This window comes from Cohnella caldifontis (assembly GCF_029360585.1).
GTDB lineage: Bacteria > Bacillota > Bacilli > Paenibacillales > Paenibacillaceae > Cohnella > Cohnella caldifontis.
In genome coordinates, this window is record NZ_JAQZSJ010000024.1 from 22,289 (window position 1) to 44,067 (window position 21,779).

The window sequence follows — 21,779 nt, forward strand, 5'->3', positions numbered from 1 at the left end:
GGAATTTGTTACTTCGAGTATAGCACAGGGCTGCGCAGCCGCGGCGGTTAACTCGCCGCGGATCCCGCGCGCAGACGGATGAATACGACGGTCCACACGTCCAAGCGCGGCAGCGTGAACCGGGCGAACCGGCCGCCGTCCTCTCCCTTGCGCACCCATTCCCAGCCCAGCGGGATCGGCGCGATCGACTCCCCGTCCGGCGACGCGGCGTAGATGCCTTCGATTTCTTCGACCACTTCCACGGTCGCTTCGATTCCGCCCAGCGATTTCGGACGGGAGGCTTTCGGCGCATGCCAGTCGTCGTTATCCAGGCCGACGAGATTGACGAGATGGATGACATACGCGTCCGGTTTTTCCTTGGCGATCGTCCAGACGGTACCCGTCCGCGCTTCCGTCGAGAATCGGATATGCCCGTCCGCCGCCGCGAACGTCAGCTCGTTGTTGATGCCTCCGGTGAACGCTTCCGTCCAGTCGTCCATTGCCGGATCGAAAAGCAGGTCCCGGTACATCACGATGAAATCGGCATGCCGGATCAGCCGTTCGCGGAAAGCGGGAGACGCCTGGCCGTATTTCGGATAATAGGGATCGGCCAATACGCCGCCGTTCTCCCCGAGCAGCAGGTGATAAGCGCCGGAGGCGCAGATCGCCGCCATCGCGAAGAGTGCTCCGGTCTCGGCCTGCTCCGGGTCGGCCGGATGCTCCGGATGGAACGCCGGCAAATAGGCGGCCAGGATGATCGGCTTCCGGGTGAGCGCCCGGGTCCGCCGGACGAGCGCGTACAAGTCCTGAAGCCTCGTGACCGGGTCCCACACTTCGATGTAGACCGCATCCTGCGAGGCTTCCGCCGTCGCATGAACGGGGTACGTGCCGACGTTGTTGAAAATCAGTCCGGCCTCCGACAGCTTCTCCCGGGTCCGGTTAATGAGCGCCGGATATAAGTCCCGCAGCCGCACCGCTTCGAAGCCTCCGTCTTCCGTCTTGCGCAGCGCCCGCTTCGGAAATCCGTACTGGTCGAGGTGCAGGCCGTCGAACCCCCATTCGACCGCGCTTCGGAACTCGTCCGTCACGCGCTCCGTCCACGCCGATCCGGGCGAGATGTCCATGATAAAGAAGTAATTCCCGAGGCTGTACGGGGTGCCGTCGTTGCGATACAACAGCTGCTCCGGGTGCTCGCTCGCGTAATCCGGCAAGCTGGCGTACACGGCGGCATAAGCGAGCGAGGCGATGCCCCTTTCCTGCAGCGCGGCGATTTTCCCGCGGACCGCGGCGAACGAGATCGTGCGCCCGAGCGGATCGGTGAACGGGTCCTCGTCCGTCAGCAGGCGGTCGTGCCGGTACATCCAATCGTAGAATTGCACGACGTTCAGATGGCAGCGGAGCAGGAAATCGGCATCCGCGGAATCCCGATCGCCGGGCGCGAAATCGCTCAGGAACCCGTAACGGGGCGCTTCTCTCCAATGGGCGGCCACGTCGAACGCCGTCTCCCCGGCGATCGGCGCTATCCCTTCCGTCTGCGCGAACACGCCGTACGCGCCGCTGCCGGCGAAGCCGGGCAGAGAGATTTCCGCGCGAATCGGCTCGCCTTCTTCCTCCCTAGCGAGCGCGCCGACGCCTTGCAGGACGATCCGATCCCATGCTTGCACCTGCCAACGAAAACGAATGCACTCGGAGGCACCCTCTTCTCCATCGTCCGCGTCTGGCAATTCGACGAGAATCCGCACCGCCTCTCCGGGCCGAAATTGGGCCTTGCGGGGAAGCAGGCGCAGGGACAACGTATCGTTCACAACGGACTCCTCCTAGTTTTTCACGCCGCCGTCCGATAGGTTGGCTTGCACGAATTGTTTTTGAAAGAGCAGAAACACGAGAATCGTCGGAACGAGCGCGATGATCGAACCCGCGAAGAACAAGCCGTAGAACGACGCGTATTGGCCGCGGAACAGCTGCAGGGCGACGGGCAGCGTCCGATGGGCCTCCGATTTCATCACGGTCAGCGCGACGACGAATTCGTCCCACGTTCCTTGGAAAGAGAAAATCGCCAGCGTGCCCAGCGCGGGCAGCGACATCGGGATGTAGACCGAACGGAAAACCGTAAAACGTCCTCCTCCGTCGATGACGATCGATTCTTCCAGCTCGCGCGGAATCCGCTCGAAAAACCCGCGCAGGAAGAACGTGCTCCCGACAAGACCCGAGCCGACGTACAGCAGGACGAGTCCGGCATAGTTATCGACGAGATGCAAGCTTTTGAGAATCGTGAACTGCGGAATGATGTTGATGATGGCAGGCACGAACAGCGTGAAAACGAACAAACGGAATAGGAGCTCCTTGCCCGGAAACTCGAATCTCGCGAACGAATAGGCCATGCAGGACGACAGCATCAGCGAGAACGCCATGGTCGCCGCGGTCACGAGAAGACTGTTGGCGAAAAACAGCTGAAAATGGTTTTTGCCCCAAGCCTCCGCGAAATTGCCGAGCGTTTTCGCGTCGGTCATGAGCTTCTGCGGGCTGGGGAGGCTGTAGTTATCCGTCGTCATCGCCGTGAGCAGCATGTAAACGAACGGGCCGACGACGACGGCGATGCCGGCGATCAGCACAAGGTGAAGAAGCGCCGCTCTGAGCTTCGACATGGCCTCTCCCTCCTAATATTCGATCCGTTCGCGGCCGATCGAGCGCTGCTGCGAATAGGTCAAGGCGAAAATCAGCACTCCGAGGCAGACGCTGATGGCGGACGCGTAGCCGAAATCGAAGTATTGAAACGCCTGTTTGTACAGGTACGTATTGAGCAGCTGCGTGCTGTCCATCGGCCCGCCTTGGGTAATCGCGTACACTTGGATGAACGCTTGGATCGCCCCGTTGATCAGGTTGATGATCACGTACAGCGTCAGCGGGCGGACGAGCGGCAGCGTGATGCGGTGAAACAGCGAAGCCGGCTTCGCCCCGTCGATTTCCGCGGCTTCGTACAGCGATTTCGGGATCGATTGAAGCGCCGCCAGGTAGAGCACCATGACCCATCCGGCCCCTTTCCAGATGCTGACGAGCCAGACGACGAGGTTGGCCGTCCACGTGTTCTGCAGCCAGCCGATCGGTTCCCCGATCAGGCGCAGCACGTCGACGAGCGCGTAGTTGATGAGGCCTTCATGCCCGTCCGCGAACAGGAACCGGAACAAATACGACACGACGATCCACGAGCTGATGACGGGAATGTAGTAGATCAGGCGCCATAACACTTTAAGCCGGACCGTCTTCGCTTGGATGATCAGCGCGAGGATCACGCCGGCGATCCATTGGCCGGGCACGGTGACCGCGGCCATGAGCAGCGAGTTGCGCAAGGCGGTCAGGATCAGCGGATCGGTAAACACGTGTTTGTAATTGGCAAAGCCGGCCGCCTCGCTCGTCTCCGGCTTGATCACGTTGTAATGGAAAAAGCTGATATACATCCCTTTGACCATCGGATACAGCACGAAAGCCAGCGTGAGCGCGAGGCCGACCGAGAGATAAGGCGATACTTGGGCGTACTGTTTGAGCGCTTTGCGCATGGGCGAACCCCCTTCCTTTCCGGAAAAAGAACGGCGGCCGGCCGATGCGGGATCGGTCCGGTCGCCGTCCGCGGCGTCGGCTACTCGGTCAGGAAACCGTCCACTTGCTTCGCCGCTTTGTCCAGCGCGTCCTTGGCGTTCGCCTTGCCGCGGAATACCGATTCGAACGCGGTGCCGATGGCGTCGTTGATTTTGTTGGCGTTCGGGCTGGGCGTCCGGGCGTAAGCACTCGCGAGCTGGTCGACATACGATTGCAGGTACCAGACGTTTTTCAAATCGGGCGCTTGCGCGGCCTGCATGTTGGTCGGGATTTGGCCGGTCTGCAGCGCCATGAGAATCTGGATGTCCGTCGAAGTCATGAACTGCGCGAACTTCCAGGCGGCCTCGGGCTGCTTCGCCCCGTTGAAGATGACGAGGTCCTCGCCTCCGATAACCGAATGGCTCTGGCCGTCGGGGCCCGCCGGGATGAGCGCGGGAATCATTTTGCCCTTCGTTTCGGCGTCGCCGATGAGCGAGAAGAACCAGGGACCGTCGGTGATCATCATGTAGGATGCCGGCTTGCCTTTATCTCCGCGCAGCCCTTCCCAAGTTCCGGGCTGGCCGCCGAGAATCGGGGGCGCGAGCAAGCCTTCTTTATGCCAACCGTAGATCGTTTCGAGCGCCTTGATGCTGGCGTCGGAGTTCAGGTAGCCCGTCGCCTTCGTATAGGCCGGATCCGTATATTGGCCGCCCAGCGTCCAGAACCAAGCGGAGAAATCCCAGACGTTCGTCCCTCCGATCGTGATGCCGGAATATTTGCCTTGGCTTTTGAGGTTGCGGGCCAGCTCCACGAGCTCGTCGATCGTCTTCGGCGGTTCGGAAGCGCCGGCTTTGGCGAGCAGCTCTTGGTTGTAAATGGCGACGCGAGTGTTGGTGTCGAGCGGGACGCCGTAATACTTGCCCTGATAAAGGTTCGTGTCCACGGTGCCTTTAAACGAGTTGTCGAGAATGGCCTGCGCGTCAGGAAACCCGGAAATTTCCTGCAGCGCCCCTTGCTTTGCCATATTCGACACCCACGTATTGTCCATCCGCATGATGTCGGGCGGCGTGCCTCCCGCGACGGCCGTCAGCACCTGCTGGTCGAGGTTCTCGGTCGGCATGCGGGTCGCGTGGATTTTGATGCTCGGATTGGCCGCTTCGAATTTCGGGATCACCTGCTCCAGCAGGACTTTCTCTTCCCCTTCCCCGTAGGCATGCCAGAATTCCACCGTGACCTGAGGCTGGTCGCTTGGCGCGGCCGGCTCGGACGCGGACGCGCTGGCGCCGGCCGAAACGCTCGGCGCGGCCGCAGACTCGGTTGCGGGCGCGGTGCTGGCGTCACTGCCGCCTTTCGAGCCGCAAGCGGACAAGATCGCCGCCGCAAGCGCGAAAAGCGCGAATCCCTTCATCGGTTTCGGAGCGATACTCACCGGATTTCCCCCTTAGAACGCATGTTGATTACGCTTTCCATTATGGCCGGAATCCGGCCGTTTCGACATTTCTCTCTTTTCCGAAATGGTGCGCTTTGTTCGGGAATTCGTTCGGGGATCGGGAGATAGCGGCGCACGGGGTTTGTTTTATTCCGAAGAATCGGAAAATATGCGACTGAACAAGGAAGGAGCCTCCGCGGCGGCGGAAGCTCCTTCTATTTTAAAGATAAAGTGCGTTCAGCAACTTGCCGATCAAAACGCCGGCTTCGGCTCTCGTGACCGGGCGGTCGGGACGGAACGCGCCGTCTTCGTATCCCGTCAGCAGTCCGGCAGAAACCGCGGCGGATACGGAACCTCGCGCCCAACCTGGGATCCGGTCGCCGTCCTTGAACGGCAGAGAATCGGCCGCAGCCGAGGCGGGCGACGCGTTCAGCGCAGCCGCTGCCATCACGGCCATTTCCGCGCGGGTCACGGTGGCGTTCGGCCGGAAACGGGTTGCCGCGCCGATCCCGTCCCCCTGGATCAGGCCGGCCCGGACGACTGCGGCGACGCCGGGCTTCGCCCAAGCCGGAATGTCGGTTTCGTCCGCGAAACGGAACGTTCCCTCGTTGGCCATGGCGTCCAATCCGAGCGCCGCGGACAGCATCCGGGCGAATTGGGCCCGGGTCACCGGGGTATCCGGGCGGAACGTGCCGTCCGGATACCCTAACATGACGTTCATGCCGATCACGCGGTCCAGCGGCGCGGCCGCCCAATGCCTTCCCAAGTCGGAAAAGGCGGACGCCGGAGCTTCGAAAACGCCGAATGCCGTGAAATGATTGACCGATACCGATATCCGGCCTGCCGTACCCGACATCCCTCCCGCGTAGACCCATTTTCCCAGCGCTTCGTTATAGTAGTACACCGCCGCCCGATGTCGGGCAGTTAATTTGGACGCGTCATAGTAGAACGTCAGCTGAAGCGGTGCCCCGAAACGATGGCCGGAAGTACTCGCGAAATCCACGACAGGGCTTAGTGGGCGAAGCGGCCCCGATTGCGGAACCCGTTCCGACGGCAACACGGCCGCGCTCATTTTTCCGTCAACCGGAACGGCTCCTTTCGGAACGATGATGTCGACGATACCTTTCAAGCTCCACTCCGTACGTTCTCCCGCGTAGACGGGGAACGATCCTGGATCCGGAGCGATCTCTTTGTCATTCTCCTTCTGCTCGCTGCCGCTCGAATCCGAAGGCGCAGACGGGGTCGGATCCGGATCGGGATCCGGTTCTGGTTCCGGATCGGGCACCTCCTCTTCTTCCAGCACCTTCAACGTAAATGCCCGCTCGGCAGAAGCGCCGCCTTTTCGTACGGTCGCGGTCAATGTCACGGTCCGATCGCCCCGTCCATAAGCCGGGCGATGGACCGAGCCGCTCGTCCCGACGATTTCCGGATCGCTGGATGTCCAATCGATGAAGGTGCCGTTGCCTCCGGTCGTTGGCAGATACACCGCCTGCGTCACGCTGTCGGCCGTGTCCCCTTCCGCGAAGCCGATGGTCAAAGCCCCGACATCCGCCGCGACGGCATCCTCGTCCGTTCGGGGGAGTTTCTTCACGGTCAGGACGAACGTTTTCTCCGCGGTCTCCTGCCCATTATCGAGGCGAGCGGTCAATGTAACGGCCGCGTCTGCTTCCGAATACGACGGTCGATGAACGGAGCCGTCCGCCCCGATCACCGCAGGGCTGCCGGACGTCCATACGACGCTGGACCCATTGCTGCCGACCGCCGGCAGATACACGGCCCGCGTCACGCTGTCGGCAGTATCCCCTGAAGCGTAGTCAATGGACAAGGCGTGGTATTCGGCGGCAAACCGTTCGACCTCTTCGGACGCCAGACGGGGCCCCGGCACGAGCAGGCGTGTGCCGTCCAACGAGCCGTTCTGATCTTGCCCCGCCAAGTCTTCCACGGTCGCGCCTACCCCATGTTCCATATCCAAATCCATCACCAAGCCCGTTTCCGTCCCGGTCGGCTTGTGCGAGTAAAGCTTCGCGACCTCCGTGTCGGTTAACGCCCGGTTCCAGACACGGACCTCGTCGAGATCCGCTTTGCCGTACCTTTCTTGGAGTCCGGACGTATCTAGGACTTCGTCCTTTCCGATCAACAACGTAACGTTCGAGTAAGATTGATAGCCGGATACTTCGCGAGTCTGGATCAATCGGCCGTCCAAATAGATTTTATAAACGGATTTCGGGCTCGAGATCGAGCCGTTGTAGCTGCGCGTCAACGCGTAATGATGCCAAGCGGTGATGTCGATCGAAGGATAATCGTCCACGGGGATTTCCGTCGCATGACTTGAGCTGTCGGGAATGTAGAACCCCACGGTGTTCGCACCTTGGTTCGGGTGGAACAGGATCCCCCGATAACGGCGCGCCGAGAGCAGAAAACCGTTCTCGTTCCACTTCGGCGTCTCCGAGCGCGCCCACAACTCCGCGGTGAAACTCTCATCAAGCCGAACATTCGGCACACGTACGGACAGACCGGTTCCCTCCGTCCCGCCGAACCGGAGCGCGGAATTGTTCTCCGCCCGAAGCACCGTCAGTTCGAACGTCCGCGTCGCGGAATACGATCCTTTGCGGATCTCCGCGGTCAGCCTAACGCCCGTCACGGCGGCGGGTTGCGTCACCTTGCCGTCCGTCGCGACGATGTCTTCGCGGCTGGATCGCCAATCAATCCGCGAGCCGTTGACTCCCGTCGTGGGCAGTTCCAAATCGTTCAAGACGCGGGCAGCCGAATCCCCCGCCGCGTAGCCGATCTGCATGCCCGCGGCGTCCGCGGCGACGGCTTCCTCGTCCACCGGGTCTTGCTTGATGACGACCACGTCGAACGTTCGGCTGCTGACGGCCGCCCCTTTCGTGATCACAGCCGTCAACCTGACAGTAGCGTTGCCGCTGACGAAACTCGGCCGCGTGACCGTTCCGTCATCTCCCAGCACGTCCGGCCGGTTGGACGTCCAGACGATCGACGAGCCGTTGGTGCCGCTTGGCGGCAACGCCAAGTTCCGCGTGACGCGCGAAGCGGAGTCTCCGTCCGCGTAGCCGATCGCCAGCCCCGCTTCGTCCAACGTTACGGCATCGGCATCCGGCGTGTTGTTCAGGAGAATGCTGACGCTGCCTCCTCCCCGGTTCGCCGACGCCAAGTCGATCCTTCCGTCCCCGTTGAAATCACCCGCCGCGATGGCGGCCGGTCCCGCTTGAACGGCTGAAACGATCGCGCCCCGGAACGTCTCGTCTCCGTTGCTGAGCCAAGTCAAAACTTTCCCGCTGTTTGAGCCTACCGCCAGCAGGTCCGATACCCCGTCGCCGTTTACGTCGGCCGCGCGCAGGCTCCGCATCGGCTCCGGGGTGGATAACTTCACCCAGTCGCGGAACAAATATCCGGGTACGGTGCTGCCGAATTCCACGATTAACTCATGATTGTCGCTTGAGGCACTAGCCAGATCCTGCAGTCCATCCTTGTTGAAATCGTTCAAGGCCGTAGCGTTGATCGGCCCCTTCACGAAGTCCATTCGTTGCTGGAACGTACCGTCACCCTTGCTTTTGAGCAATTTAGCGAAGACATTCGGTTGATCGGTCGAGATGAACAAATCCGACATGACGCCGTCCCCGTCGAAATCCGAAACCGTCAGGCTTTTCGGAGAGGTATAGGCAAAGTCGATTTTCGATTGGAACGTCGAGTCCCCGTTGCCGAGCAGCGTGGAGACCGTATTGCTTGCGAAATTGGCGACGACCGCGTCGGGATATAAGTCTCCGTTGAAGCTGCCGATCTCGACATCCACGGGAGATTTGCCCGTTACATACGGTCCCGACAGTTGATACTGTCCTGCGTTGTCCAGTTCCCATACTTCCACGCCGCCGTTTCCGCCTGCATCGACTCCATCTTCGGTTACGAGCAGTTCCGAACGGCCGTCCCCATCGAGATCGGCTCCCGTCAGGTCGGTTGCCATGCCGCGGAGCGCCACGTTGTCGGGCGATCCGAACGTTCCGTCCCCGTTGCCGAACAGGATCGTCAGGATTTGTCCGGTGGTCGTCGCGAGGTCCACCTTGCCGTCTCCGTTAATATCGCCGGCAAAAATACCGCTAGGCTGCCCGCCAACACTATAGTGGACGGCCGGGAACAAATAATCCGGCGCCGCGGACGCGGAAGGGGGCCGCACCCAGGCGGGAATCGCAAGAATCGCTGCCGCGCTCACCGCGAGCGCCGGCTTCAATCGGAACCATCGGGCCATGACGGAAATATCCTCCTCCGCATACTTATCCGGCCAATTATATACGCATGTAATAATAAAAACAGTTAACGAAAGTTAACTCCCGCGACCGTTTTTTTACGACGAACTTCGCAAACGCTTCGGTTTCACGTTTACCAGCACGATGCTGACGACGATCAGCAAGATCCCCGCAACCAGATTCAGCGTCACTTTCTCGTCCATGAACAGAACGCTGCATGCGATCGAGACGACCGGAATGAGAAACGTAAACGAGCCGACCGTGGACGCTTCTCCGGAACCGATCAGTCGGAAGTAGACAAGCCAACCCAGCGCGATGACGAATACGGAAATGAACATGGTGTCATAGACGAACGAACCGGTCCAACGGATCGCGTTCCAATTCTCGACGGAAGAGCCGTAAGCCAGCATGAGGATGCCGCCGATCGTGATCTGCATCGCGGTCATCCAGAGCGAGTCGACTTTCGCGGTCACCCGCTTCGTATATACGGTGCCGAGCGCCCAGCTGAGGGCAGAGGCCAGCGCCAGGACGATGCCGACGGCCGAGAGGCCGCCCTCCAGTCCGCCGATGCTCATCGCAGCAACTCCGGCGAATCCGACGAGCAGCCCGGCGACTTTCCGACCGTACATCGCTTCGCCCAGCCAAATCCAAGCGAACAGCCCGAGCAGGACGGGCTGCAGGAACACGATCGCCGAGAACAGCCCGGCCGGCATATATTGCAAGCCTACGGTTTGAAACCCGTAATAGAATACGATGCTTAAAATGGCGGACAACAGGTAAATATGCCAGGTCTCCCGCAAGCGAAGCTGCTTCAAGCGCGGTATCGCGATCACGATGAGCAGTAAGCCGCCGATCAGCGTTCGCAATCCCGCGAACAAGATAGGCGGCGTAAATTGCAGCGCGTATTTGGACAAGGGCCAGTTGACGCCCCACATCAATACTAGAAAAGCCAAATAGAAAATCGTCTGCTTTCGCGACAAACGCGTCATGATGTCTTCTCTCCTTCAAGCCGATCCTTTCTGAATCATACACCTGGAGACGGCGAAAGTACACGCAAGCATACAAATGGTTCCACCGTTCTGCCGCGCCGGCGCGAACGATTCAGCGATTGGGGAGCGAGAACAATGTATCCGTTCCTCTTGCACGGCTTCCTCATCATAAGCAGAAAAAGCCGAACGGCAAAAAACGGGCGATCCCCGATTCATGACCGGGGATCGCCTGTTTGGGTGCGCTTCTTACCGAGGTGCCCAATCGTTCCACATTTCCTTCACCACTTGGAGCTTTCCGACTTCCAGCAGTCCGATCGCTTCCGTGTGCGCCAAGTCCGTCCAGCCCGACGTGATCGTCCCGTCGTTCATCCGCGCGACGTACAGGACCGATTCGATCTGATTTTCCTGGTGGATATAGGTGAGCAAGTGCTCCAGCAAATGTACCGGGGTAATCGTCTCTTCTTCTTCGGAGTCCCCGCTATCCTCGCTCGCCGCTCCCTTCAGCTTGAAAGCGGCATGGATCAGCGTGTCGAGCGGATCCTGTTCGCTTTGTCCGTCCTCTTCGGCGAATACCGTATTTTGCAGAGCCGTCCCGAGTTGGGTACACACCCACCTCCATAAATCCTCCGGATTTTCGCCGCCGTCCGACTCGTCCTTCGCCCGAAGCACGAGGTCCGCCAAGACGGCCTCGAAGGCGGCTTTGTCGAACTCCTCCGGACTCATGGGTTCGTTCTCGGTCTGCATGCGCACCGTGAAACTTTCGTTAAATTGGATCTCGTAAGTCGTTTTTTCATCCATGCCCCAGCGCCTCCGTTTCCTTCGATTAATTTGAAGGCCGGCCAGGCAAAATATTCATGGCGAATAGGGGGGAACGCGAATGGAGAAAATGCCAATGGAATTGAACCTATGATCGGAGGCCCCGCCATGTCCATGAACGATCACGAAGCGGAAAGAATCGCCGACGAAACGGCCGATACGCCCTCCACTTCCGCCAAAGAAAACAACGAGAACGACATCCACCTGAAATCCGACCCTGCGGCCTTCCGTTCCGACGATACCGTGATGTCGGCCGAACTGCGCTCGGAGAGCTCCGACCGGATCTATCCGGATGAGATCTGAACGAAAGGAGAATTCCCCATGACGCAGTTCGATGTAGCAACCGTGAACCGAGTAGCGCAGGAAATCGAAGCATCCGGCCGCCGGATCCAGGCGATCGTGAATTCTCCGAACGAACTGGAGACGGAAATTCTTAAAATCCAAAGCTCCCTCGACAGCCTCCAATCCTTGACGCAAGCCGGTCAAGCAGCTGGAGCCAATGCCCATACGGCCCAGCACGCTCCGAACCAGAACCAGACCTGAACGGTCGCTTCCCAAGGAAGAAAGAGTCATGGCGTCTCCATTGCGCCATGACTCTTTTGCACGATTGCGTAATCGCTCTTACGAATAAATCAGCGCGACGCTGCCGTTCACGAATCCGACCGCGTCGAAATTGCCGTACACCCATACTTCGATCGTTTTGCCGTTCGCGTTGGTGATCGTTTTGCTTGCAGGGGATCCCCAAGCCAGCGCGACTTGATCCTTCGTCATGCCGAGCGTGACTTCGCCGTCGACGACATGCTTCCAGACCGAAGCCGACCATTTGTATTTTTTGTACGGATCATAAGTCAGGAACGAATCGGAATCTCCCAGCAGCTCCGGCACATAGGAAGCCTTCATCGGATAAGAGGTCAGCTTCTGCCCCGACGAAGTCTTGAACACGAGCCTGAAATCCCCGGTATCGTCCGGCAGGACATCCGCGATCGTGACTTTCTGGAACCTATCGTAATCTTGAAAATGGTTGACCCAATACGATTTCCCGATGTAGGCGGCGAGACTTCCTTGCGCGGCCTTCTTGACCAGCGCCGCCGTATCCTTCGAGACGACGGTCAGGACGGACTTGCCGAAAGCGATCTCGACCTGCTTCCATTTGTCGACCCACTTCACCGTCGCGCCGAAAGGATCCGCGATCAAGGAAGCGGGAACGTAATTCTCTCCGCCGTCTGCGATCATTGCCGCTTTCATCCGCAAGGGCCGATCATTGACGACGGCGTTGACATCCCCCGTTTTCAGCTTGAGGGCCGTTTCTCCGACGCGGATTTCCCAAACGCCAGCCTCCGTCGATTTCGCGACGGTTCCGCCAAGCGCCTGGATCACCGGTTTCAGCGGCACATAGGCGACTCCGTTCACTTGCTTGGCGAACTTCAAATTATGCCCTAAGACGGAAGAGACCTTCACGGAGGCGGTTTGGCCGCCGGACGTGATCGAGACATTCGTTTCCCCGACTCCAAGAACTTTTAACGTACCATCCTCCGTCTTTTTCAACAAATGCGGTTTCTCGACCGTAATGACGGCGTCCGTCGGCGACGCCTTGATCTTCGCGCCGTTCGTATACGTTTCCTGAATGTCGACTTGAACGCTCTCGCCCACGTTCGGTTCCGGATTCGATAGCGAGACCGTCAGAGCCTTGACGGAGGGAACTTCGACCGGGGAGATTTCGCCATCGTGGTATAACACCCAGTCGCCGCTGCTCTTCAACGCGTAAAACCGGTTCTCGTCCTTGCATGCGGCTGTTTTGACGATGTCCGCGAGACCCTCGATTTTCGTCGTCGGCGTAAAGCGTTTGTTATATTTGCCCGTTATCCAAACGGAGCCGTCTTTGCGCGTGATGATGAGTTTGTCGGATTCGCCGGATGGCGTGGCCGTCTTCGCGGCGTAGACGATATGGACGGCATCTTCGGTTGCCGTGACGGGGATGATCCGGCCGTTATCGTCGAAATTGACGGTATCGTAGATGACGACTTTGCCGCCGGCGTACAACAAAGCCACCATGTGGTTCGTTACCGCGACGGACGTAACGGAAGACGGATCCGTGGCCATGCCCAGCGATTTAACGGCCGAGTCCATTCCTTCCCGATACAGGACTTCCCCTTTTCGGGTCAGCGCGGCGAAGAAAGAATCATAGGCATCGATCAAGGCGATATCCGAGTATCCTTTCACCTGTCCGTTCTCCGTCCAGACGGTGCCGTCCGATTTCAGGAAATAGCCTACCGTGATTTGACGAACCCCCGAGGTATTGGCCAAAACCGCGGGACGCCCGAACCACCAAGAGGCGACGCGGCCGTCTTTCGTCAGCGCGAGTCCGCGCTGGTCGTCTTTGCCTGCCGCATCGGCGTAATTTCCAAGCGTGTGGACGACGTTTAACGAGTCCCAAGTCCAGATCGAACCGTCGTTCATCAGCAGCGTACGGTCGCCGATCGGTTTCACGATCTGCAGTTCGCTATCGTTAGCGGAAGCGGCAGACGGCGTCCATATCCCGGCGAATGCCAGCAGGGTTAGGGTCAAGCATAAGGCGAAGATTTTCTTCAAAAGACGGTTCCCCCATTCCATGGTCACATGCTCTCGATTGGATTCGACGGATCTCGCCAAACTCCTCCCCATCATTTTCCAATCTTCGAATGGAACTTGTAACCGAGGCCTTTCACCGTCACGATATAGCGGGGGGTGCGCGAATCCGGCTCGATTTTCTTGCGCAAATTGCTGATGTGCACCATGATGGTCGCTTCGCTGCCGATCGAATGTTCCCCCCATACTTGCTCGTACAGTTCATCCGCGCTGAACACGTGATTCGGATGTTGCAGCAAATAGCGCAGCAGCTTCCATTCCTTCGCGTAGAGCGGCACGGCTTGTCCATTCACCCGCAATTCGCGCGTATTCAGGTCGAGTTCCAAATCCCCGTGCCGTATGATTCCGCTATCCGCCGCAGCGCCTTGCCTGGCTGCCGACCGGCGAAGGTTCGCCTCCACCCTGGCAATCAGGACGCTGGGATTGAACGGTTTCGTCACATAATCGACGCCGCCTGCCTTCAGGCCGGCGATGATTTCCCCGTCCTCCTGCCTCGAACTGAGAAACAGGATCGGAACGTCCGAAAACCGGTTCCATTCCATGCACAGATCGATGCCGTTCGTATCCGGAAGCAAGATGTCCAAGATGACGAGATCCGGCGTTCTATCTTGGAACAACCGGTTAGCGGTTTCTCCGTCCGCCGCTTCGATCGCCTCGTAACCGTTGCTTTCGAGATACAGCCTCACGATTTCCCGGATGCCGGGATCGTCTTCCACGATTAAAATCTTCTGCTTCCCGATCGGATTCATCATCGTCATATTGTTCTACTCTCCCCGAAGCAGCGGCAGCGTGAAAAACACGGTGCTGCCTTCGCCCCGTTTGCCGGCCGCGCCGATCGTTCCGCCGTGCTTTTCGACGATCTCTTTGGCGATCACGAGACCCAGGCCCGCTCCTTGATCGGATTTCCGCGTGGCGGACCCTTGGTAGAAGCGCTGGAAAATGTACGGCAGCTCCTCTTCATCGATTCCCCTGCCCGTGTCGATGACCTGGATGGTCGCCTCGTTCTCCCTCGCGACGGCCTTTACGGTAATCTTGCCGCCCGCCGGCGTGAATTTGACCGCGTTGGTCAGCAAATTAGCCAACACCTGTTCGATCCGGATCGGATCCAGCTTGACCCGCAGCGGCCTTCCCTCCGTCCGGACCGTCTCGTCCGCGAACCGGAACTCGAGCCCGCTGTCCTGCAGCTCCGACTTGTATTTGTCGCAGAGCTGCCGAATGAAGGGCAGGAACTCGACGGTCTGCCACTCGAAGCGGGCCTGCCCGGCTTCCAGCTTCGTCAGTTCGAACAGGTCGTCGATGATCCGTCTCAACCATTGGGTCCGATCGTAGATGCCCGCCGCGATACGGAGGTCTCCCGCCGGAACGACGCCGTCGATCATTCCTTTTACGTAACCCTGGATGGATGTCAGCGGCGTTCTCAGCTCGTGGGAAATGTGCGAGAGCAGGCTGCGGCGCGCTTGATCCATTTTCTCGAGCGCCTCCGTCCTCTCTTTCACCTTTTGCTCCAGCGACGCGTTCAAATCGGCCAGTTCATTCGACAATAATTGCACATGCGCGAAGGATTTGGAGAACCGCATGGACAAAATGACCGATTGAGCGAACAGGTATACATAGAAGCCGGCCGACACGTTCGCGATTCGTCCGATCCAATCGATATGGTCGGTGTACAGCACTTCGTTCAGCACGAGCAAAGTGAACACGACCATCGCCGCGAGGTTGATCACTGCGCCTTCCCGCAAACGGATCGCAGCCTTGACGAATACGTATACGCAGTAAAGGCATGTCAGCAAATCCAGCAGTTGAACGAACAGAATGCCCCGTGTGTAAACGTTGGCCGGCGCCAGAAGGATCAGCAGCGTGAACGGGAGGCTCAGCGCCAGCGCGATCGCGCGGGCATGGCGGTGCGTTTCGAGCGGATATTGGGAGTGCACGAACCAGACGAATACCGGCACCGCAAGCGTATTCGGCCAGTATTCCAACTTCACCGCCAACTCCCAAGGCAGATCCGGGAAGAAGCCGACGAGAAACGTTTCGCCGACCAACAGCGACCGCAGCGCGATCAGCAGACAGAAAATGCCGAAGTACAACGTCGACTTCTCCGAACGTCGGAACGCGTATAGTCCGAAATGATAGATGCCCATGAGCAGTAAACCGCCGAACACGGCGAACTCCTGAGCCGTTCGCTTGTCCCGTTCGGCTGAAATCCGGTTCTCGTATCCGAACAGGATCCGCTCCGTCAGCCCTCCTTTACGCTGGACGTAATTGGACACTTGGAGCACGAGCTCGATGTCCGGACTCCGGGGGACGAAGGTGACGACCTTCGCATACTTCTTGGGAGACATCTCCATCCGGCTCGTCCCGACCGTCCCATTGTCGGCGGCGAGCGCTCCGTTAATCCAAAGCCGATAGGCAGACGCCACGCCCGGCATATGGATCGCCATTACCCGGTTCGCGTCCCGTTCGTCCAGGCGAAGGTTCAGGAGGTACGTGGCATGCCCCTGATTCGAAACGCCGGGCTGCCGCACGAAAGACCACTCCGCGGGCACTTCGGCGTATTCGGCCGGGATATGGCCGGAACCTGCGTGGAGGAGCTCCGGCGTCAGAAGGTTGTTCCAGTAGAACGCCCATTCCCCGTCCAGATTCGCCATGCCGGACTGTCGAAACGATTCGCCTCGCAAATCCAAAAAGCCGGCAACCGCACGGGGAGCCGGCTTCGATGCCGCCTTGGCCGGGAGAGCGACTCCCGATAAAACCAGAATGAGGCTCGCGAGAAGAACAGCCGTAAACCTCATGCAATTTCTCCGATCGCATGCTAGGGAATTGGCGTTTTTACCATTATACAACATTTTTCGACTCGGCATCGCGAAACTTCATCCGACAGTTCCCCGATCCGATACCCCCGACGAAGAAGGCACGCTCTTCGCTCCATCACTGCCGGACGGTTATACGCCGATAAATTGCAATAAGACTCCCGCGTCCGATTCCGTCCAGGCGGCATGCCGTTCTTTTCGCCGTACCTCCAACAAAGTTCCCTGCAAAGTCGCCACCGTGCCGCTGCCGGCTTCCTGCAAGGTCAACCGAATCCGCCAAACATCCGACGGCGGACGATTGTTCATCCGTTTGCTTTCCATGTTGGAGGTATAGTCGAAAACCAGCCTGTCAGGCGCTTGGATTTCCCGGTAAACGCATTGGCCGTGCGCGACTTGACCGCCCGGCAGGCGCAGACGATAAAGGAAGAGGCCTTCGGGACGCGGCTCATGATGCAAGATGAGCAGATCGGCGCCTTTGGGGGCCCACCACCGCATCAAATGTTCCGGTTCCGTCCAGACCCGGAAGACCTGCTCGGGCGGTGCGTCAAGAACGCGTACGAGCGTCCAGTCGAGCGGATGCATAACGTTCTCACCTCATCGGTTGATTTTACCGTGCGACCGACCTTGCGAAAATCTTTACGCTCTCCCGGATGAACGAATCCAACCCGATTCCGGGATAATTCTCTCCGGCTTCCAAGTCGTTGATGAACGCGCCGAAATTGGCCATGAGGAACGTAAACGCCAGCATGCGGGGGTTTCCGTTCGCGATCTTCCCTTTCTCCGCCATCGTCCGGAAATAGCGATCCAGGAAGTCCAGCAGCTGATGGGGATGCTGCATTTTCCTTTCTTTCAATCCGGGCAAATGCGCTTCGTCCTTAATGCTGATCATCAGCAATTTGCGGTTCCGGTTCATGATCTCGTGATACTTGACGCCGATGGCATACAGATCGCTTTCCAAATCCCACACCAATTTCCCTTCGAACAGCTGACGCATCTCTTCGGCGTATCGGAAACGGTCGATCGCGGATTCGAGCAGATTCAATTTGCTGCCGAAATGCCGGAACAACGTCTTCTCGCTGAGACCGGCAGCCGACGCGATCTCCGCCGTGGTCACCCCGTTATAGCCTTTCTCCGCGATCAGATCGATCGCCGCCATCAATAATCGATCGCCGCTGCCGAGTTCGCCGGTGAACGCATCCACGGATAGAAACCTCCTGTCGCTATGTCTGTCAGTACTTACTGACATTGTATAGAAAAAAATTCCACCCGTCAACGGATGGAATCCGAAAATCCATGCGGGTCAGCCTTCTCCGGTCAGCTCCGCAATCAACTGCCGAAGCTCCTCCAAACGCGAGCGATCCCCCGCGTTCAGCTCTTCCTTCGCCATCAGCGCCGTTCTCTCCCATTCGGCCAACCGAAGCGCTTCGTCCCGCTCCCGTTCCTCTTCCGTGCGTCCGCGTTCGGACCGGCCGCCGGACGATTCGTATTCGCGATAGGGAACATCGAAAACCGTCCATCCGCCGCGGCCGTCGAGCGAAACGACCCGGTTCGCCACCTTGCGGAGGAAATAACGGTCATGCGAAACCGCGGCAAGGGCGCCGGGATACGCGGCCAGCGCTTCTTCCATCCGTTCCCGCGTGTCGATGTCCAGATAATTGGTGGGCTCGTCAAGGACGAGCAGGTTCGCCCCGCTGAAGTACAACTGCAGGAAGGCGACCCGGCAGCGTTCCCCCATGCTCAAGTCGGCGATGCGCTTGAACGCCGCGTCTCCGGAGAACAGGAAGCAACCCAGGATCGTACGCGCGAACGTCATCGTCATGTCCGGCACCCGCAGCAAGCTGTCCAGCACCGTCTCGTCTCCGTCCAAATGCTCGAGCTGCTGCGAGAAATAGCCGATTCGCAGCGCGGGATGGCGGACGACGGCCCCCGACGTCGGAGCCAGCTCTCCGAGCAGAAGCTTCAGCAGCGTCGTTTTGCCCGCCCCGTTCGGCCCGACGACCGCAAGCTTGTCGCCTCGGTTCAGCGTTAAGGAGCCTCCGCGGAGCACCGGCTGCTCCCGTCCCTCATACCGGAACGCGAGATCCGTCGCCTGCAGCAGCGTTTTCGCCTCGAACGTTCCTTCCCGGAACGCGACGCGAAGCTGCTCCGCGTCCCTCGGCTTTTCGACGCGGTTTTTCTCCAGACGCTCCAGTTCTTTCTCTTTGGCATGGTAACGCGCCGTGTGTTTATTGGCCCTCGCGGCGTAGTAAGGTTTCGCCGCTCCGCCGATCTTGGCCGCGTCGCGGCTCGCCTTCGCGTACCACTGGCTGTACATGCGGATCGCTTCGACGATCGCTTCTTTCTCCAGTTCCTGCTTGCGGTACAGCGCCATCTGCGTTTTCCGCTCCAGCTCTTTCTGCTCGCGAAACGCCGTATAATTCCCTTTATAGGACATGGTGCCTGTCGGGGTCAGCTCGACGATCCGGTCCGCCGCCGCATCGAGAAAGGCCCGATCGTGAGAAACCATAATAACCGTTCCGGGGTAATCCCTCACCCAGTTTTGCAGCCAATCGATCGTCTCCATGTCCAGATGGTTCGTCGGCTCATCCAGCGTAAGCACCTTCGGCCGAAGCGCCGCCAGCCGCGCGATGCCGGCCCGCGTCTGCTGGCCGCCGCTTAGCGATACGAACGGCAGCTCCCACGTCTCCGGCGGCAGGCCGACTCTCTGCAGCGCGCGTTCCGTTTCCGTCTCCCACGCGTAACCGCCCAGCGCTTCGTACGCTTCAAGCGACTCCCCGTACCGTTCCGCCGCTTGCGTGACCGTTTCGATTTCCCCGGCGGCGGAAGCCGCATGCAAATCGTGTTCCAGAAGCCGCATCTTCTCGCGGGCGGCGGCGATGTCCGGCTTGGCGCCGCGTACATAACCGATCGTCGTTTCATCCGCGGAAACGATCGGATGCTGGTCCAGCCAGCCCCAATCTTCCGGGCCGACTCCGCGCTGCACGGTGCCGCCGTCCGCCTCCACGGCCCCGCGGATGATGCCGAGCAGCGTCGTTTTGCCGGCTCCGTTGCGCCCGAAGAGCGCCGCTCGTTCCCCTCCCCGAATCTCGAACGTGACATTCCGGAACAACTCGGTGCCGCTCCATTCCTTTCTGACATCCGTTAGTTTTACGATAAACATCGTTGCGTCACTCCTTCATGGAATGCCGCAAGCGCGCCTGAACAACGCGGAATACGGAAAAACCCGGCCGCATATCGCCGGCCGGGCAGGTGGAAAACAGGATAGAGTCGTGCGTTAAACCGCGGAAACGCGGACAATCCCGTCCAAAGGGAGTCCGGCCCCGAGTCCACACTGATCCCGCTTCCTCCGCCTTCGGCAGAGCGCTTGCCGCATCGTCGTTGCGTCAAGTGTGAAAGCGTCGCAGATCAGCATGATTACTCCATCGGTGCGCGGAAACCCCCTCTCATACATTTACAGGCATCTTACCCGATTCTGCTGCGATTGTCAAAAGATTCGGCGAAACGCCCGTCCTCGAATCGGCCAGGATTGGCCTCCGGCTGGAGCCGGAACCGGCCGACGATTTCCTTCCGGAACGGATCCTGTAGTAAAATGAAAGGAACGACTTTTCCATGAAAGCGGGGACTCTATCGCCATGTCGACACATCTGCTCGCTCCATCCGTGATGAGGGTTCTGTCGACCGTCGGCACCGCGGGTATGGCCTCGTTGGTCATCGCGATCCGGCTCAAAGCGGCCAAACGGCCGACCTCCTTGCGCAAGCTGATCATCCCCCCTCTCGGCATGAGCACCGGTTTTCTGATGTTTCTCTTTCCGTTCATGCGCGTTCCGTTCGAATACGCGATCGCCGCTTTGCTCGTCGGGTTGCTGCTGTCCTACCCGTTGATTCATACCTCCAAGTTTCAGGTCGTGGACGGGCAAGTCTATTTGAAAAGATCCAGCTCCTTCATCTACGTCCTGCTCGGTTTGCTGCTGTTCCGGTTGCTGCTGCATCCTCTCGTGGAACAATACGTGACCCTTCCGCAATCCGGCGCGCTGTTCTTCCTGCTGGCGTTCGGCATGATCTTGCTCTGGAGAATCGTTACGGCGCTCCGGTATTTGAACCTCACCCGGGAATCCGAGCCGGCCTCTGCAAAAGAAAGCGCAGCGGAATGAATCCGCCGCGCTTTTTTCGCGATTGTTAGCCGTTTGGGTTCACTGCCGCCCATCCGTTTCTGCCACTAGGAAAATGTTTCTCTGCTTCTCCGTATCCGTTTGGATGATCCGTCGGAACGCTTCCGCGTCGAGAAACGCTTCGCCCGGTTCCCGGTCCATGTTCTCGGTCTCTCCGTCTATCTGCAGCCGGAGCGCGGATAAAGCCGCCGCGTCAGCGGAAACAGCCGATCGAACGTAATATTTAAGGCCGTTAATGAAATATTCGCTCGGGTTGACGATCATGGTGTCAGCTCCGCTCTCTCTAGGTTGGATTGGATCAATATCTTACCATTTCGTCCGGCTGCGTCGTCAAGGACGTACTCATGTCCCGCAGCCCCGCCCCGGTTCTCGACTGGAATCGGCGTTGCGGTATATCGATAACAAAAAAACCGGAGGCTGAAACGCCTCCGGCTTCCGGTAAATCCCCGATAACTTCGCTTTATTGAACGGCTTTTCTCCAATCGGCCGCGAACTTCTCCAGGCCTTGATCCGTCAGCGGGTGTTTCGTGATTTGCTCGATGACGGCAAACGGTACGGTGGCGATATGCGCGCCAGCCATGGCTACGCGGGTCACGTGATCCGGATGGCGCACGGAAGCGGCGATGATCTGGGCGTCCAGGCTGTGCGTCCGGAACAGTTCTGCGATGCGGGTCACGAGTTGGACGCCGTCTTCCGAAATGTCATCCAAGCGGCCGAGGAACGGCGAGACGTAGGTTGCGCCGGCGCGGGCGGCCAAGAGCGCCTGGTTCACGGTGAAGATCAGCGTGACGTTCGTCTTCACGCCTTTGTCGGCGAGGTAACGGCAAGCTTCCAGGCCGGCGAGCGTCATCGGCAGCTTGATCGTGATGTTTTTGTCGTTGTTGTTGATTTTGATCAGTTCGTTCGCTTGCGCGATCATCTGCTCCGCCGTCACGGCGTCGGGCGTAACTTCCGCGGAGACGGACTCGACGCCCGGCACGGCTTTCAGGATTTCCTCGATGCGGTCCTCGAATTTGACGCCTTCTTTGGCGACCAGCGACGGATTCGTCGTCACGCCGGCCAGCACGCCGATTTTATACGCTTTTTTGATGTCTTCCAGGTTCGCGGTATCGATGAAAAATTTCATGTTA

General features: G+C 59.2%; 18 protein-coding genes. 3 read left to right on the forward strand and 15 right to left on the reverse strand.

The window, feature by feature from the left end; all coding sequences use genetic code 11:
- Positions 1-47: 47 nt before the first annotated feature.
- The 7 genes from PTZ19_RS22695 to PTZ19_RS22725 form a co-directional block, all read right to left on the reverse strand.
- Positions 48-1,784, reverse strand: a complete 1,737-nt coding sequence (locus PTZ19_RS22695; RefSeq protein ID WP_276357924.1) for a glycoside hydrolase family 66 protein — start codon at positions 1,782-1,784, stop codon at positions 48-50.
- 12 nt (positions 1,785-1,796) lie between these two features.
- Entirely contained in the window at positions 1,797-2,624 is an 828-nt protein-coding gene (locus tag PTZ19_RS22700; protein ID WP_276357925.1) for a carbohydrate ABC transporter permease, read from the reverse strand.
- Positions 2,625-2,636: 12 nt separating this feature from the next.
- Positions 2,637-3,533: a carbohydrate ABC transporter permease gene (locus PTZ19_RS22705; protein WP_276357926.1), complete on the reverse strand. Its 897-nt coding sequence runs from the start codon at positions 3,531-3,533 to the stop codon at positions 2,637-2,639.
- Positions 3,534-3,613: 80 nt separating this feature from the next.
- Positions 3,614-4,981, reverse strand: a complete 1,368-nt coding sequence (locus PTZ19_RS22710) for an extracellular solute-binding protein (protein WP_276357927.1) — start codon at positions 4,979-4,981, stop codon at positions 3,614-3,616.
- A gap of 220 nt (positions 4,982-5,201) precedes the next feature.
- Positions 5,202-9,242 (reverse strand): immunoglobulin-like domain-containing protein, encoded by a 4,041-nt coding sequence (locus PTZ19_RS22715; protein WP_276357928.1) that lies wholly within the window; start codon positions 9,240-9,242, stop codon positions 5,202-5,204.
- Between the two features lie 96 nt (positions 9,243-9,338).
- Positions 9,339-10,229, reverse strand: coding sequence for a DMT family transporter (locus PTZ19_RS22720; RefSeq protein WP_276357929.1), 891 nt, complete (start codon positions 10,227-10,229; stop codon positions 9,339-9,341).
- 246 nt (positions 10,230-10,475) lie between these two features.
- The gene (locus PTZ19_RS22725) at positions 10,476-11,027 is read right to left on the reverse strand and encodes a hypothetical protein (RefSeq protein ID WP_276357930.1); all 552 of its coding nucleotides are present in this window, start codon (positions 11,025-11,027) and stop codon (positions 10,476-10,478) included.
- Between the two features lie 126 nt (positions 11,028-11,153).
- Between PTZ19_RS22725 and PTZ19_RS22730 the strand changes: the two genes are divergently transcribed.
- Together PTZ19_RS22730 and PTZ19_RS22735 are read left to right on the forward strand one after the other, a co-directional pair.
- Complete coding sequence (locus PTZ19_RS22730; RefSeq protein ID WP_276357931.1) at positions 11,154-11,348, forward strand: hypothetical protein; 195 nt, start codon at positions 11,154-11,156, stop codon at positions 11,346-11,348.
- Between the two features lie 18 nt (positions 11,349-11,366).
- Complete coding sequence (locus tag PTZ19_RS22735; RefSeq protein WP_276357932.1) at positions 11,367-11,588, forward strand: hypothetical protein; 222 nt, start codon at positions 11,367-11,369, stop codon at positions 11,586-11,588.
- A 78-nt stretch (positions 11,589-11,666) separates the two neighbouring features.
- Here the strand turns inward: PTZ19_RS22735 and PTZ19_RS22740 are convergent, their stop codons facing one another.
- The 6 genes from PTZ19_RS22740 to abc-f form a co-directional block, all read right to left on the reverse strand.
- The gene (locus tag PTZ19_RS22740) at positions 11,667-13,634 is read right to left on the reverse strand and encodes a copper amine oxidase N-terminal domain-containing protein (RefSeq protein WP_276357933.1); all 1,968 of its coding nucleotides are present in this window, start codon (positions 13,632-13,634) and stop codon (positions 11,667-11,669) included.
- Positions 13,635-13,705: 71 nt separating this feature from the next.
- Positions 13,706-14,428, reverse strand: a complete 723-nt coding sequence (locus PTZ19_RS22745) for a response regulator transcription factor (protein WP_276357934.1) — start codon at positions 14,426-14,428, stop codon at positions 13,706-13,708.
- A gap of 6 nt (positions 14,429-14,434) precedes the next feature.
- The gene (locus PTZ19_RS22750; protein ID WP_276357935.1) at positions 14,435-16,462 is read right to left on the reverse strand and encodes a sensor histidine kinase; all 2,028 of its coding nucleotides are present in this window, start codon (positions 16,460-16,462) and stop codon (positions 14,435-14,437) included.
- Between the two features lie 150 nt (positions 16,463-16,612).
- Complete coding sequence (locus PTZ19_RS22755) at positions 16,613-17,062, reverse strand: SRPBCC family protein (RefSeq protein ID WP_276357936.1); 450 nt, start codon at positions 17,060-17,062, stop codon at positions 16,613-16,615.
- Between the two features lie 25 nt (positions 17,063-17,087).
- Positions 17,088-17,636, reverse strand: a complete 549-nt coding sequence (locus tag PTZ19_RS22760; RefSeq protein ID WP_276357956.1) for a TetR/AcrR family transcriptional regulator — start codon at positions 17,634-17,636, stop codon at positions 17,088-17,090.
- 144 nt (positions 17,637-17,780) lie between these two features.
- A complete protein-coding gene (abc-f, locus tag PTZ19_RS22765; RefSeq protein WP_276357937.1) occupies positions 17,781-19,640 on the reverse strand; it encodes a ribosomal protection-like ABC-F family protein in 1,860 nt (619 codons plus the stop codon).
- A 472-nt stretch (positions 19,641-20,112) separates the two neighbouring features.
- On the opposite strand from abc-f, the gene PTZ19_RS22770 reads away from it, so the two are divergent.
- Positions 20,113-20,631 (forward strand): CcdC family protein, encoded by a 519-nt coding sequence (locus tag PTZ19_RS22770; protein ID WP_276357938.1) that lies wholly within the window; start codon positions 20,113-20,115, stop codon positions 20,629-20,631.
- Positions 20,632-20,670: 39 nt separating this feature from the next.
- Here PTZ19_RS22770 and PTZ19_RS22775 read toward each other — a convergent pair whose 3' ends face one another.
- Positions 20,671-20,913 (reverse strand): hypothetical protein, encoded by a 243-nt coding sequence (locus PTZ19_RS22775; protein WP_422615035.1) that lies wholly within the window; start codon positions 20,911-20,913, stop codon positions 20,671-20,673.
- Positions 20,914-21,109: 196 nt separating this feature from the next.
- Positions 21,110-21,775, reverse strand: coding sequence for a fructose-6-phosphate aldolase (gene fsa, locus PTZ19_RS22780; protein WP_276357939.1), 666 nt, complete (start codon positions 21,773-21,775; stop codon positions 21,110-21,112).
- Positions 21,776-21,779 lie beyond the last annotated feature (4 nt).

Excerpts from the sequence above, each read along its gene's own strand:
- abc-f (WP_276357937.1), bottom strand. The coding sequence starts at position 19,640 with ATGTTTATCGTAAAACTAACGGATGTCAGAAAGGAATGGAGCGGCACC.
- PTZ19_RS22700 (WP_276357925.1), bottom strand. The coding sequence starts at position 2,624 with ATGTCGAAGCTCAGAGCGGCGCTTCTTCACCTTGTGCTGATCGCCGGC.
- PTZ19_RS22705 (WP_276357926.1), bottom strand. The coding sequence starts at position 3,533 with ATGCGCAAAGCGCTCAAACAGTACGCCCAAGTATCGCCTTATCTCTCG.
- PTZ19_RS22725 (WP_276357930.1), bottom strand. The coding sequence starts at position 11,027 with ATGGATGAAAAAACGACTTACGAGATCCAATTTAACGAAAGTTTCACG.
- PTZ19_RS22720 (WP_276357929.1), bottom strand. The coding sequence starts at position 10,229 with ATGACGCGTTTGTCGCGAAAGCAGACGATTTTCTATTTGGCTTTTCTA.
- PTZ19_RS22755 (WP_276357936.1), bottom strand. The coding sequence starts at position 17,062 with ATGCATCCGCTCGACTGGACGCTCGTACGCGTTCTTGACGCACCGCCC.
- PTZ19_RS22750 (WP_276357935.1), bottom strand. The coding sequence starts at position 16,462 with ATGAGGTTTACGGCTGTTCTTCTCGCGAGCCTCATTCTGGTTTTATCG.
- PTZ19_RS22730 (WP_276357931.1), top strand. The coding sequence starts at position 11,154 with ATGTCCATGAACGATCACGAAGCGGAAAGAATCGCCGACGAAACGGCC.
- PTZ19_RS22745 (WP_276357934.1), bottom strand. The coding sequence starts at position 14,428 with ATGACGATGATGAATCCGATCGGGAAGCAGAAGATTTTAATCGTGGAA.
- PTZ19_RS22770 (WP_276357938.1), top strand. The coding sequence starts at position 20,113 with ATGTCGACACATCTGCTCGCTCCATCCGTGATGAGGGTTCTGTCGACC.
- PTZ19_RS22715 (WP_276357928.1), bottom strand. The coding sequence starts at position 9,242 with ATGGCCCGATGGTTCCGATTGAAGCCGGCGCTCGCGGTGAGCGCGGCA.
- PTZ19_RS22760 (WP_276357956.1), bottom strand. The coding sequence starts at position 17,636 with ATGGCGGCGATCGATCTGATCGCGGAGAAAGGCTATAACGGGGTGACC.
- fsa (WP_276357939.1), bottom strand. The coding sequence starts at position 21,775 with ATGAAATTTTTCATCGATACCGCGAACCTGGAAGACATCAAAAAAGCG.
- PTZ19_RS22735 (WP_276357932.1), top strand. The coding sequence starts at position 11,367 with ATGACGCAGTTCGATGTAGCAACCGTGAACCGAGTAGCGCAGGAAATC.
- PTZ19_RS22775 (WP_422615035.1), bottom strand. The coding sequence starts at position 20,913 with ATGATCGTCAACCCGAGCGAATATTTCATTAACGGCCTTAAATATTAC.